Below are 12,589 nucleotides of genomic sequence, written 5' to 3'. Positions count from 1 at the left end.
TTCGAATCCCGAACGTCGCAAGGCATTGGAGCCCCTCGCAACATCCACGACCGCGCGGCCGCAACGAGCCTCGGGGCAAGTCCCAAAAAAACCCCGCGGAGAAAGGAGCGAGCGATGTTGAACGATGGAAAGCTGTTCTCGCTCCGGCGCACCCCGCAGTCGGAGCCGATCCTCCGCACCGTGCCGAACTCGGCCGGCGGCCACGCCTTCGCGGTCAGCGACTGGGCGCGGCTCGACCGCTTCCTCGTGCTCGGCGCGGAGGGCGGCTCGTACTACGCGGGCGAGCGGCCTCTCTCCCGGGAGAACGCGGTCGCGGTGATGCGCTGCATCCGTGAGGACGGGGCGCGAGCGGTCGCGGCCATCGTCGCGGTGAGCGAGGAGGGCCGCGCCCCGAAGCAGGATCCGGCGATCTTCGCCCTCGCGCTCGCGGCCTCCGCGGACGCCGAGGCGACCCGCCGGGTGGCGCTCGCCGCCCTGCCCCGGGTCTGCCGCACCGGCACGCACCTGTTCCAGTTCGCGGGCGCCGTCGAGGCGATGCGCGGCTGGGGCCGGGGCTTGCGGCGGGCGGTCGGCGACTGGTACCGGGCGCGTCCGGTGGAGGCGCTCGCCTACCAGGCGGTGAAGGTCCGCGCCCGCCAGGGCTGGTCGCACCGCGACCTCCTGCGGCTGGCCCATCCGGAGACGGACGAGCCGGCCCGGAAGGCGCTGTTCGACTGGATCTGCCGCTGGACGCTGACCGAGGAGACCCCCGCCCTCGTCCACGCCTTCGCCGCGGTGCAGGCGGAGGGCGTCGACGGGGCCTTCGCGGCGGCGCAGGTGCGCTCGCACAACCTGCCCTGGGAGGCGCTGCCGACGGGGCTGCTCACGAGCCGCGCGGTGAACGAGGCCCTGATCGAGCGCATGCCGGTCGGCGCCCTCGTGCGCCAGCTCGGCCGGCTCACCGCGGCGGGGGCGCTCGCGCCCTTCACCGCGGCGACCGAGCACGTGGTCGGCGTGCTGTCGGACCGGGAGCGCCTGTTGAAGGCGCGCCTGCACCCGATGGCACTGCTGGTGGCGCTCAAGACCTACGCGTCCGGGCGCGGCCAGCGCGGCCGGCTCTCCTGGGAGCCGGTGGCGGCCGTCGTCGAGGCGTTGAACGCGGCGTTCTACACCGCCTTCGCGGCGGTGGAGCCCACGGGCAAGCGCCTCGTGCTCGCCCTCGACGTGTCCGGCTCCATGGGCTGGGGCAGCGTCGCGGGCTCCGCGCTGACGCCCCGCGAGGCGGCGGCCGCGATGGCGCTCGTCACCGCGGCGACCGAGGAGCACTGGCAGACGCTCGCCTTCACCGCGGAGGACGGGCGCGACTGGCAGGCGGGCGCGGCCCTCACCACGCTGCCGATCGGGCCGTCGATGCGGCTCGATCAGGCGGCGACCGTGGCGGACGGGCTGCCTTTCGGGGCGACCGACTGCTCGCTGCCGATGCGGTGGGCGCTGGAGCGGGGCGTGAAGGCCGACGCGTTCGTGGTCTACACGGACTCGGAGACCTGGGCCGGCCCGGTCCATCCGGTCGAGGCGCTGCGGGCATACCGGGAGAAGACCGGGATTCCGGCCAGGCTCGTGGTCGTGGGGCTCGTCTCCAACGGCTTCAGCATCGCCGACCCGGACGATGCCGGAATGCTCGACGTCGTCGGCTTCGACACGGCGGCGCCCGCGCTGATCGCGGATTTCATCCGCGGATGACGAAGAGGGGCGGACGGCTCGCCGTGGGCCGCCCGCCCCGCCCGCGACGGTTTCCCGTCGCACGCTTCGGTTCCGCACGGAGCCCCTCTCCCCGCGTGCGGGGAGAGGGGGACATCCGATCGGATCACCGGAAACGGGACGACACCGCAAGAAGACGGAGCGGCACCATGACCGCGATCGACGGACGCGATCCCATCGCCTCGGGCTTCCGGCCGGGCGCGTGGATTCAGGCGGGCGGCTTCCATCGCCGACGCGATGCGCGCGGAGGGCGCCGACGACGCGGCGATCCTCGCGCATCTGCGCGACGTCGAGCCCTCGGCCGACCCGATCCCGATGCGCACGAACGGGCTCGAGTTCGGCGTCCTCCTCGACGCCGGGACGGTAAGCCGAGCGGGCGAACGCGGCCGCCGTGATCGCTCACATGGACGCGCTGATGCGGGGGGAGGCCGACGCGCCGTGGCGGCGCATGGCGGCGGAGAAGCGGGTGAAGGCTGCCGCGGACGGTAAGTGAGGGCGGCGCCGGGTGGGAAGCCCGGCGCCTCCTGTCGCGCTGTCGTTGCGGGTTTCCGCAATCGTTCCTACAAACGCGACATGGCTTCTTCGCGACCATCGACCAGCCTCACCATCCGCGATCCCGGCGGGACGCTTCGGGAGCGGCTGCGCGTGCGGGCGGCTCGGAGCGGTCGTTCCGTGGAGGCGGAGGCTCAGGCGATACTTCAGGACGGCCTGCGCGTGGAGGACGGCACCGGTCTCGATCTCGCGGCGGCGATCCGCCGCCGCGTGGCCCATCTCGGCGGCATCGAACTCGACGAGCATCCGGTCGTGACGCTCCGCGATCCGCCGTGTCTCGAGGAATGATCGTCCTCGACACCAACGTCATCTCCGAGTTGATACGGCCGGTCCCTGATCCGCGCGTTCTCGGCTGGCTCGCCGTTCAGCCACGATCCGCGCTTTAATACGACGAGCATCAATCGAGCCGAACTTCTCTACGGGTCCGCCCTCTTGCCCCTGGGGCGCCGTCGGGATGGGATCCGTGCGGCTGTCACGGCAATCTTCGAAAATGAATTCGCCGGACACGTCTTGCCGTTCGATGATCGCGCCGCGGATCATTATGCCCGGATCGTCTCGCTACGGCGTGGGATGGGGCGACCGATCGAAGGGTTCGATGCGTTGATTGCCGCGATCACCGCCGCGGCAGGATTCCGTATCGCGACCCGGGACATCGGAGGGTTTTCGGGCTGCGGCATCGACGTGATCGATCCTTGGCAAGCGGCATGATACGACATCCGGTTGATGAGTTCGGCCTCTCCTGCGTCATCGCGAGGCGAAGCCGTGGCGATCCAGGGCGCGCCCTTTCCGGACCTGTCGCGCCCTGGATCGCTTCGCGGCCGCTCGCGATGACGGAGGGGGGCCAAACCCGAAGCGATCAAGCGGAAACGGTATGAGACGTTGGCAGGTCATCTACACCGCCACCGCCATCGCCGCCTGCTCCCCCACCCCGAAAACCCGCTTGTAACGCTCCACCTCCGCCGCCGGCCCCTGCGCCTTGCTCGGGTTGTCCGAGATCTTCACCGTCGGGCGCCCCCCGGCTTCCGTCACCTTGCAGACCACCGAGATCGGGTCGAGCCGCCCCTCCGGCACGAGACCGCGGAAATCGTTGGTCAGCCGCGTGCCCCAGCCGTAGCCGATCCGCATGCGGCCGTGGAAATGCGCGTGGATGCGTTCGATGTCGTCGATGTCGAGCCCGTCGGAGAAGATCGCCAGCTTTTCGCGCGGGTCGCAGCCGCGGGAACGCCAGAAGGCGAGCGCCTCCTCGCCGCCCTCGATCGGCTCCTTCGAATCGATCCGCAGGCCGGTCCAGGCGGTCAGCCAGTCGGGGGCGTGTTCGAGGAAGCCGGTGGTGCCGTAGGTGTCGGGCAGGGCGACCAGCAGGTTGCCGGCATAATCCTGCTGCCAGTCGGCGAGCACCGCGTAGGGGGTCCGGGCGAGGGCGTCGTCGTCGCCGCCGGCGAGCGCGGCGTAGACCATCGGCAACTCGTGGGCGTTGGTGCCCACCGCCTCGACCTCGCGGCGCAGGGCGATCAGGCAGTTCGAGGTGCCGAGGAAGGCTTTCTCGCCCAACCCCTCCATCATCGCCTGCACGCACCAGTCCTGCCACAGGAAGCCGTGGCGGCGCCGGGTGCCGAAATCGGCGATCGACAGGTCCGGCAGGCGCTTGAGGCGCTCGATCTTCTCCCAGACCCGGGTCATGGCGCGGGCGTAGAGCACCTGAAGCTCGAACTTGCCCAAGCCGCGCAGCACCGCGCGGGAGCGCAGTTCGTTGAGGATCGCGAGTGCGGGCACCTCCCACATCGTGGTCTCGACCCAGGGGCCGTGGAAGGTGAGGGCCACCTGCCCGTCGCGCACCTCCAGCGCGTAGTCGGGCAGGCGGAAGTCCTCGAACCACGCCATGAACTCGGATGAGAGGATCTGGCGCTTCCCGTAGAAGGTGTTGCCGCGAAGCCAGGTGGATTCGCCCCGGCTCAAGCCGACCGTGCGGGCGTGGTCGAGCTGCGCCCGCAATTCGCCGAGGTCGATCGCGTCGGCCACCCGCACGCTCCGCGTGCGGTTCTGGATCGCGAAGGTGACGTCCACGTCGCGGTGACGGCGGAAGATCGTCTGCGCCATCAGGAGCTTGTAGAAGTCCGTATCGAGCAGCGACCGCACGATCGGGTCGATGCGGAAGTTGTGGTCGTAGACCCGCTTCGCGAGGTCGATCATGGGCCGTCCGTGTTCGGGGACAATCGCCCGAGCTTGGGGCGGATCGCTCCGGCGATCAACGCCGTCCGGTCCGAAGCCGCGTGACGAAAAAGGCGCCCCCGCCGGGGACGGGAGCGCCGAACGTCACTTGGATGGGCGCGAGGCCCGGTCACAAAAGAATCAGGCGAGGTCGACCTTCCTGGTCTCGGTCTTCGGGCTCTCGCCGGTGAGCGAGGCCTTCACGTAGCCGTAGAGGTGGACCATCGTGCTCGACGGGCTGTCCCAGTATTCGCCCTGCTCGGGGTGGATGCGGATGAGGCCGACCTCCGGGTCGCCCTTGCCGTTGGGGAACCACGTCTTGAGGCTCTCCTGCCACTTCTCGTCGATCAGCCTCTGGTCGCGGATCACCTCGGCCTTGCCGGCGATCGAGACGTAGGTCTGGCTCGACGGGTCCGCGTAGGCGAGGTTGACCTGGTTGTCGCGGCCGATCTCGGCGGTCTTCGGGCTGTGCAGCTTGGTGAAGAACCAGATGTCGCCGTTCTCGTCGATCTCGTTGTTCCACATCGGGCGGCTGTTGAGGGTGCCGTCCGGGTCGGCCGTGGTCAGCATCGCGACCTTGACGTCCCGGGTCAGCTCGAAGAGCCTCTTCGCACCCTCGTGGTCGCGATGGTTGCCCTGGTGCATGGAATCCTTACTCCGTTGTCGGCGATCGTGTGAGCCGGGCCGGCCGAGGCCGACGGCGGTCCGCCGTCCGGCGATTGCCTCGACAACGAGCGAGGCCGGTCTTGGTTCAGGGCCCTGTTGGGGAGGTGCGCGCGGAGATGGGGATGAGGGTCGCGCTGCTGGCGGCGCTGTTGATCGCGGGCCTCGGGCCGGCCGCCGCCGAGGTGCGGTTCGGCCCCGGCGTGCGCATCGGCGGCCACGATTTCTCGAACCGCCGCTATCGCAGCGTCCATATCGAGCGGGTGAAGCGGCTGCGCGGGCCCGTCGGCTGCCGGCATGTGCGCCGCGGGTTCTATCGGCGCGGCGACGGCTCGGTCGTGCGCGGGCCGATGGAGACGTGCAACCTGATCGCCGTTCCGCCGGGGCGGCGCTGAGAAGGTTTCCCCGGACTGGCGTTTCGCGCGGGGGCGGTTAGATGGACGGGAGCGGGCTCGACCCCGCCCCGGCGCCCGATGGAGCTTCGCGTCTTGGCCATCACCCGCGACGACGTGCTGAAGGCGCTCTCGACCGTGACGGTCGATCGCGGCGGCACCACCCTGCCCGGCTCCGGCCGGCTCTCGCAGGTCGTGATCGACCCGGGCGACCGGGTGATGTTCTCGATCCTGATCGATCCGAGCGAGGCCGAGCGCTTCGAGCCGGTGCGCCGCGAGGCGGAAGGCCGCGTTCTGGCGATTCCGGGGGTGTCGAGCGTGCTGGCGAGCCTCACCGCCGAGCGCGGGCCCGCCACCCCCGGCCCCGCCACCCCCGGCCCCGCTCCTGGCGCGCCGCGCCGGTCCGGCGGTCCGGCCGCCCCGCCGCGCCAGGGCGACGCCCAGGGCAACGCTTTGCCGGGCGTGCGCCACATCGTGGCGGTGGCCTCCGGCAAGGGCGGCGTCGGCAAGTCGACCACCGCCTGCAACCTCGCCCTGGCCCTGAGCGCGCAGGGGCTGCGGGTCGGCCTGCTCGATGCCGACATCTACGGCCCCTCGGTGCCCAAGCTCCTGGGCCTCTCCGGCAAGCCGCGGGTGATCGAGGGCAAGGTGCTGGAGCCGATGCAGGCCTACGGGCTGAAGGCGATGTCGATCGGCTTCCTGATCGAGCCGGAATCGGCGATGATCTGGCGCGGGCCGATGGTCCAGTCGGCGATCACCCAGATGCTGCGCGACGTGGCCTGGGGCGAACTCGACGTGCTCGTGGTCGACATGCCCCCCGGCACCGGCGACGCCCAGCTCACCATGGCCCAGGCGACGCCGCTCTCGGGCGCGGTGATCGTCTCGACCCCGCAGGATCTGGCGCTGATCGACGCGCGCCGCGGCGTGACCATGTTCCGCAAGGTCTCGGTGCCGATCCTCGGCGTGATCGAGAACATGGCGACCTTCATCTGCCCGACTTGCGGCGCGGCCTCGGCGATCTTCGGCCATGGCGGCGCCCGCCAGGAGGCGCAGCGCCTGGGCGTGCCCTTCCTCGGCGAGATCCCGCTCACCATGGCGATCCGCGAGACCTCGGATGCCGGCCGCCCCGTGGTCGCGACCGATCCGGACGGGCCGCAGGCCGGGGTCTACCGCGACATCGCGGGCAAGCTGTGGGGCAACCTCGTCGGCGCGCCCGCGGGCCGGGCGGCGCCGAAGATCGTCATCGAGTGAGCCCGGTCCTCGGCCTGACGGTTTTCGGAGTCATTCTGGCCGGCGGCCTGTCGCGGCGGATGGGCGGGGGCGACAAGCCCCTGCGCCGCCTCGCCGGACGCACCCTGCTGGAGCGCGTCGCCGAGCGCCTGGGCCCGCAATGCGGGGGCGGCCTCGTGCTGAGCGCCAACGGCGACCCGGCCCGTTTTCGCGCCGTGTTTTCGGGCGTCGTCCTGCCCGATCCGATCCCGGACCATCCGGGGCCGCTCGCCGGCATCCTGGCCGGGCTGGAGGCGGCCGCGGCGCTGCCGGGCGTGACCCATGTCGCGAGCGCGCCCGGCGACGCGCCGTTCCTGCCGCACGACTTCGTGGCGCGCCTCGTCTCGGCCGCCGGGACGGAGCGGAAGCCCATCGCGCTGGCGGCCTCGGGCGAGCGGCGTCACTTCACCAGCGCGCTCTGGCCGGTCGGCCTGCGCGACGACCTGCGCGGCTGGCTCGCCCGCGGCGGGCGGCGCGTCGGCGGCTTCATCGAGCGGCACGGGGCGGCCGTCGCCTCCTGGCCGGCGGAGCCGGTCGATCCCTTCCTCAACCTCAACGCGCCGGAGGACCTGGCCGCCGCCGAGGCGCTGCTGGCGGCCGGGGCGTGAGGCCGCGGCAAAGCGCGGATCGCGGGCCCGCGGATGTTGTGCGCGCGGGCCGTCATTCATATTTCAGCAACTGAAACGACGGCCTTTGGTCGGCGGATCGGAGCGGCCGCCCCGCGATAGCCCTTCCGTCTCCCCCGGCGCCTCCTTGCGGCGGGCGACCGAACAGAAGATCGAGAGAACGACGTTGGCAGACGACAACGACGCGACCGGCGCCCCCCCGCCCGCGACCGACATCAAGCCCGTCTCCATCACCGACGAGATGCGCCGTTCGTATCTCGATTACGCCATGAGCGTGATCGTGAGCCGCGCGCTGCCCGATGCGCGCGACGGCCTGAAACCCGTGCACCGGCGCATCCTCTACTCGGCCTTCGAATCCGGACACCTGCCGGAGCGCAAATACGTCAAGTCGGCCCGCATCGTCGGCGACGTGATCGGTCAGTACCACCCGCACGGCGACCAATCGATCTACGACGCCCTCGTGCGGATGGCGCAGGATTTTTCCATGCGCCTGATGCTCATCGACGGGCAGGGCAATTTCGGCTCGGTCGACGGCGATCCGCCGGCGGCCATGCGCTACACCGAGTCGCGGCTCGCCCGGCCGGCGATCTCGCTGCTCACCGACATCGACAAGAACACCGTCGATTTCCAGTCGAACTACGACGATTCCCGCGAGGAGCCGACGGTCCTCCCGGCGCGCTTCCCGAACCTGCTGGTCAACGGCGCGGGCGGCATCGCGGTCGGCATGGCCACCAACATCCCGCCGCACAATCTCGGCGAACTGGTCGATGCCTGCGTCGCGCTGATCGACGATCCGGGGATGACCATCGAGGCGCTCAACGAGATCGTCCCGGGCCCCGATTTCCCCACCGGCGGCCTGATCCTCGGCCGCGCCGGCACGCGGCAGGCCTACAATACCGGCCGCGGCTCGATCATCATGCGCGCCCGCTCGCATGTCGAGGAACTGCGCAAGGAGCGCGAGGCGCTGATCTTCACCGAGATCCCGTACCAGGTGAACAAGGCGACGCTGATCGAGAAGATCGCCGAGCTGGTGAAGGACAAGCGCGTCGAGGGCATCTCGGACCTGCGCGACGAATCCGACCGCGACGGCATGCGCATCGTGGTCGAGATCAAGCGCGACGCGATGGCCGACGTCGTGCTGAACCAACTCTACCGCTACACCCCGCTCCAGACCTCGTTCGGCGCCAACATGGTCGCGCTCAACGGCGGGCGCCCCGAACTGATGAACCTGAAGGACCTGCTCCGGGCCTTCAACGATTTTCGCGAAGAGGTCGTCTCCCGGCGCACCAAGTTCCTCCTGAACAAGGCGCGCGAGCGCGCCCACGTGCTGTGCGGCCTCGCCATCGCGGTCGCCAACATCGACGAGGTGATCCGCCTGATCCGCACCTCGCCGGACCCGAACACCGCCCGCGAGGCGCTGATGGCCCGCGACTGGCCGGCGCACGACATCGCCTCGCTGATCGCGCTGGTGGACGACCCGCGCCACCGGGTGGCCGACGACGGCACCTACCGCCTGTCCGAGACCCAGGCCCGCGCCATCCTCGACTTGCGCCTGCAACGCCTGACGGCGCTCGGCCGCGACGAGATCGGCGACGAATTGAAGAAGCTGGCGGAAGAAATCGCCGATTACCTCGACATCCTGCGCTCGCGCGCCCGCATCCAGGCGATCGTCAAGGACGAGCTGGCCGAGGTGCGCGCACTCTTCGCCACCCCGCGCAAGACCGAGATCGTCGATTCCGACTTCAGCGTCGAGGACGAGGATCTGATCGCCCGCGAGGACATGGTCGTGACCGTGTCCCATGCCGGCTACGTCAAGCGGGTGCCGCTCTCGACCTACCGGGCGCAGAAGCGCGGCGGCAAGGGCCGGGCCGGCATGGCCACCCGCGACGAGGACTTCGTCACGCGGCTGTTCGTGGCGAGCACGCACACGCCGGTGCTGTTCTTCTCCGACCAGGGACAGGCCTACAAGGAGAAGGTCTGGCGCCTGCCGGTCGCCGCCCCGAACGCGCGGGGCAAGGCGCTCGTCAACATCCTGCACCTGCAGAACGAGGGCGAGCGCATCTCCACCATCATGCCGCTGCCCGAGGACGAGGCGTCCTGGGACACCCTCGACGTGATGTTCGCGACCGCCAGCGGCAGCGTCCGCCGCAACAAGCTGTCGGACTTCACCACGGTCAACCGCAACGGCAAGATCGCGATGAAGCTCGATCCGGGCGATCACATCGTCCATGTCGAGATCTGCCGGCCGGACCAGAACGTGCTGCTGACCACCGCGCTCGGCCAGTGCATCCGCTTCCCCGTCGAGGACGTGCGCGTCTTCAAGGGCCGCGACTCGACCGGCGTGCGCGGCATCGCGCTCGCCAAGGACGACCGGGTGATCTCGATGGCGATCCTCAACGCCTTCGACGCCGCGCCGGAGGAGCGCGCGGGCTACCTGAAGATGCGCCGCGCCGTCATCGGCGATGCGGGCGAAGGCGAGACCGAGCCGGGCGAGGCCGAGGAGGGCACCGCCGAGGCCGCGATCTCGCAGGAGCGCTACAGCGCGATGGGCGCCGCCGAGCAGTACGTGCTGACGCTGTCCGAGCGGGGCTTCGGCAAGCGCTCGTCCTCCTACGAGTACCGCACCTCGGGCCGCGGCGGCAAAGGCATCACCGCGATGCGGGTCAACGCCCGCAACGGCAACCTCGTCGCCTCCTTCCCCGTCGAGGCCTCCGACCAGATCATGCTGGTCACCAATGCCGGCCAGCTCATCCGCGTGCCGGTGGACGACATCCGCATCGTCGGCCGCGCCTCGCAGGGCGTCACGGTGTTCAACACCGACAAGGCCGAGCGCGTGGTCTCGGTGGAGCATATCGAGGGTGAGGAAGAGGGCGGCGAGGAGGCGGCCTGAGGCGTGGACCGATCCCGCGTCCCCCGTCGTTCCGGGTTCCGCCGCGCGGCCCCGGAACGACGAAGCGCAAGGACTCGGCAGAGGATCGGTCGGGTTCCGTTCGCGGGAAAAATGCTCTAGGGCCGTTCCCGTGACCATCCGCACCGCCCTCTATGCCGGTTCCTTCGACCCGGTCACCAACGGCCACCTCGACGTGGTGCGGCAGGCCTGCCGGCTCGTGCCGCGGCTGGTGCTCGCCATCGGCGTGCATCCGGGCAAGGCGCCGCTGTTCCCGGCCGAGGAGCGCGCCGCCCTGCTGCGCGAGACCTGCGGGCCGCTCGCCGCGGCGGAGGGCGCGAGCCTCGACGTCGTCACCTTCGACGACCTCGCCGTCTCGGCCGCCCGGCGCTGCGGCGCCAGCCTGTTCATCCGCGGCCTGCGCGACGGCACCGATCTCGATTACGAGATGCAGCTCGCCGGCATGAACGGCGCGATGGCGCCCGAGGTCCAGACCGTGTTCCTGCCCGCCTCCACCGGCGTGCGGCCGATCACCGCGACCCTGGTGCGCCAGATCGCGGCGATGGGCGGCGACGTCTCGCCCTTCGTGCCCCGCCTCGTCGCCGTGCGGCTCGCCGCCCGCTTCGCGAAACCCCAGGCCTCCTTCCGAGCCCCCACCCAAACTTCGACCACGGAGCCCAAGCCCGCATGAATCGCCGCCACGCCGTCCTCGGTCTCGCCCTGTCCGCGGCCCTGTTCGCCGCTCCCGCGCGGGCCGGCGAGAACACCGTCACGCTCGACACCAAGGACGGGCGGGTCACGATCGAGCTGCGCCCCGAGATCGCGCCGAAGCACGTCAAGCAGCTCAAGACGCTGATCGCCCAGGGCTTCTACGACGGCCTGAAGTTCCACCGCGTCATCGACGGTTTCATGGCCCAGACCGGTGATCCCAAGGGCAACGGCACCGGCGGCTCCAGCCTGCCCAACATCCCCGCCGAGTTCTCCTCCGCCCCGTTCAAGCGCGGCACCGTCGGCATGGCCCGCTCGGGCGATCCGAACTCGGCCAATTCGCAGTTCTTCATCTGCACGGGCGACGCGGACTTCCTGAACAACAACTACACCGTGGTCGGCGTCGTCACTTCCGGGATGGACGTGGTCGACAAGATCAAGAAGGGCTCCAAGGCCAATAACGGCGCGGTGCAGGACCCCGACAAGATCGTGAGGATGACGCTCGCCGGAGGCGGCCGATAGCGGCCCGGCGTCCATCGCGAAGCAGGATGGGCCTCCTCGCGGCGGGCCTCGCCCTGCTCGCACCGGGCGGGGCGGATGCGTTCGGGGGCATTGAACCCTGGCGCACCCTGCCCCGGACCTTGCGGGGCACGCAGCCCGTGCCGCTGCCCGCGGGGGAGACGGGGCCGCCCCCGGCCGATACCCTGAAGGCGCTCTATCCGGCGCTCGCCGCCTGCTGGAGGGTGCCCGAGGGCCTGGGCCGGTTCGAGCGCGCGGAGATCACGGCGCGCCTGTCGCTGCGCCGGGACGGCTCGGTGATCGGCACGCCGCGGATCACCTTCGCCAAGACCTTTGCCAAGACGTCGTTCGCCAAGACGTCGTTCGACAAGACGCCGGGCGCTGCGAGGGCCCGGGAGATCCTGGTGCGGGCGACGCTCGACGCGCTCGCCCGCTGCACCCCGGTCCGGCTCACGCCGGCCCTCGGCGGAGCCATTGCGGGGCGCCCCCTGGCGCTGCGCTTCATCTACGACGGACCCAGAGGACAGGGAATCTAAGCCATGGCAGAGACGAACGAGACCATCGTCCTGGAGACCACCAAGGGCCGCGTCGTCATCGCGCTGCGCCCCGATCTCGCCCCCAACCACGTCGAGCGGATCAAGACGCTGGCGGGCCAGGGCTTCTACGACGGCGTGCCGTTCCACCGCGTCATCGACGGCTTCATGGCCCAGACCGGCGACCCGACCGGCACCGGCTCCGGCGGCTCGGAGCTGCCCGACCTCAACGCCGAGTTCAACGCCGAGCCGCACGTGCGCGGCACCTGCTCGATGGCGCGCACCAACTTCCCGCACTCGGCGAACTCGCAGTTCTTCATCTGCTTCGCCGACGCCCGCTTCCTCGACCGCCAGTACACGGTGTGGGGCAAGGTGATCGAGGGCATGGAGGTGGTCGACACGATCAAGCGCGGCGAGCCCGTGCGCGATCCCGACCGGATCGTGAAGGCGACCGTCGCCGCGGCGTAAGCCGAATGAACCCTCTCCCCACGGATC

13 protein-coding genes are annotated in these 12,589 nt (G+C 70.7%); 11 read left to right on the top strand and 2 right to left on the bottom strand.

Going from position 1 to position 12,589, the window contains the following annotated elements:
* The first annotated feature begins 114 nt into the window (after positions 1-114).
* The 3 genes from PGN25_21120 to PGN25_21110 all read left to right on the top strand — a co-directional run bounded on the left by PGN25_21120 (position 115) and on the right by PGN25_21110 (position 2,997).
* A complete protein-coding gene (locus PGN25_21120; protein MEH3120014.1) occupies positions 115-1,719 on the top strand; it encodes a TROVE domain-containing protein in 1,605 nt (534 codons plus the stop codon).
* Between the two features lie 591 nt (positions 1,720-2,310).
* On the top strand, positions 2,311-2,577 hold the full coding sequence (locus tag PGN25_21115; protein MEH3120013.1) for a plasmid stabilization protein: 267 nt from the start codon (positions 2,311-2,313) through the stop codon (positions 2,575-2,577).
* A 144-nt stretch (positions 2,578-2,721) separates the two neighbouring features.
* Positions 2,722-2,997: a type II toxin-antitoxin system VapC family toxin gene (locus PGN25_21110; GenBank protein ID MEH3120012.1), complete on the top strand. Its 276-nt coding sequence runs from the start codon at positions 2,722-2,724 to the stop codon at positions 2,995-2,997.
* Between the two features lie 183 nt (positions 2,998-3,180).
* Here PGN25_21110 and PGN25_21105 read toward each other — a convergent pair whose 3' ends face one another.
* Positions 3,181-4,479, bottom strand: a complete 1,299-nt coding sequence (locus tag PGN25_21105) for a nicotinate phosphoribosyltransferase (protein MEH3120011.1) — start codon at positions 4,477-4,479, stop codon at positions 3,181-3,183.
* A gap of 159 nt (positions 4,480-4,638) precedes the next feature.
* Positions 4,639-5,142 (bottom strand): pyridoxamine 5'-phosphate oxidase family protein, encoded by a 504-nt coding sequence (locus tag PGN25_21100; GenBank protein ID MEH3120010.1) that lies wholly within the window; start codon positions 5,140-5,142, stop codon positions 4,639-4,641.
* Positions 5,143-5,285: 143 nt separating this feature from the next.
* Here PGN25_21100 and PGN25_21095 point away from each other — a divergent pair, with 143 nt between their 5' ends.
* From PGN25_21095 to PGN25_21060, 8 genes are all read left to right on the top strand, one after another.
* Entirely contained in the window at positions 5,286-5,555 is a 270-nt protein-coding gene (locus PGN25_21095; GenBank protein MEH3120009.1) for a hypothetical protein, read from the top strand.
* A gap of 93 nt (positions 5,556-5,648) precedes the next feature.
* A complete protein-coding gene (locus PGN25_21090; protein ID MEH3120008.1) occupies positions 5,649-6,803 on the top strand; it encodes an Mrp/NBP35 family ATP-binding protein in 1,155 nt (384 codons plus the stop codon).
* Positions 6,800-7,429, top strand: coding sequence for a molybdenum cofactor guanylyltransferase MobA (mobA, locus tag PGN25_21085; GenBank protein ID MEH3120007.1), 630 nt, complete (start codon positions 6,800-6,802; stop codon positions 7,427-7,429). The genes PGN25_21090 and mobA overlap by 4 nt, the downstream gene beginning before the upstream one ends.
* A 184-nt stretch (positions 7,430-7,613) precedes the next feature.
* Positions 7,614-10,337 carry a DNA gyrase subunit A gene (gyrA, locus tag PGN25_21080; protein MEH3120006.1) on the top strand — a complete coding sequence of 908 codons (2,724 nt, stop codon included), beginning with the start codon at positions 7,614-7,616 and terminating at the stop codon, positions 10,335-10,337.
* Between the two features lie 130 nt (positions 10,338-10,467).
* Positions 10,468-11,025 carry a pantetheine-phosphate adenylyltransferase gene (gene coaD, locus PGN25_21075; protein MEH3120005.1) on the top strand — a complete coding sequence of 186 codons (558 nt, stop codon included), beginning with the start codon at positions 10,468-10,470 and terminating at the stop codon, positions 11,023-11,025.
* Entirely contained in the window at positions 11,022-11,564 is a 543-nt protein-coding gene (locus PGN25_21070; protein MEH3120004.1) for a peptidylprolyl isomerase, read from the top strand. The genes coaD and PGN25_21070 overlap by 4 nt, the downstream gene beginning before the upstream one ends.
* A 26-nt stretch (positions 11,565-11,590) precedes the next feature.
* Positions 11,591-12,097 carry a hypothetical protein gene (locus PGN25_21065; GenBank protein ID MEH3120003.1) on the top strand — a complete coding sequence of 169 codons (507 nt, stop codon included), beginning with the start codon at positions 11,591-11,593 and terminating at the stop codon, positions 12,095-12,097.
* Between the two features lie 3 nt (positions 12,098-12,100).
* Positions 12,101-12,562, top strand: coding sequence for a peptidylprolyl isomerase (locus tag PGN25_21060; protein MEH3120002.1), 462 nt, complete (start codon positions 12,101-12,103; stop codon positions 12,560-12,562).
* Positions 12,563-12,589 lie beyond the last annotated feature (27 nt).

It is taken from the genome of Methylorubrum populi, assembly GCA_036946625.1.
GTDB lineage: Bacteria > Pseudomonadota > Alphaproteobacteria > Rhizobiales > Beijerinckiaceae > Methylobacterium > Methylobacterium populi_C.
The sequence above is the reverse complement of the archived record's forward strand: the minus strand, read 5'-3'. Positions and strand labels throughout refer to the sequence as shown.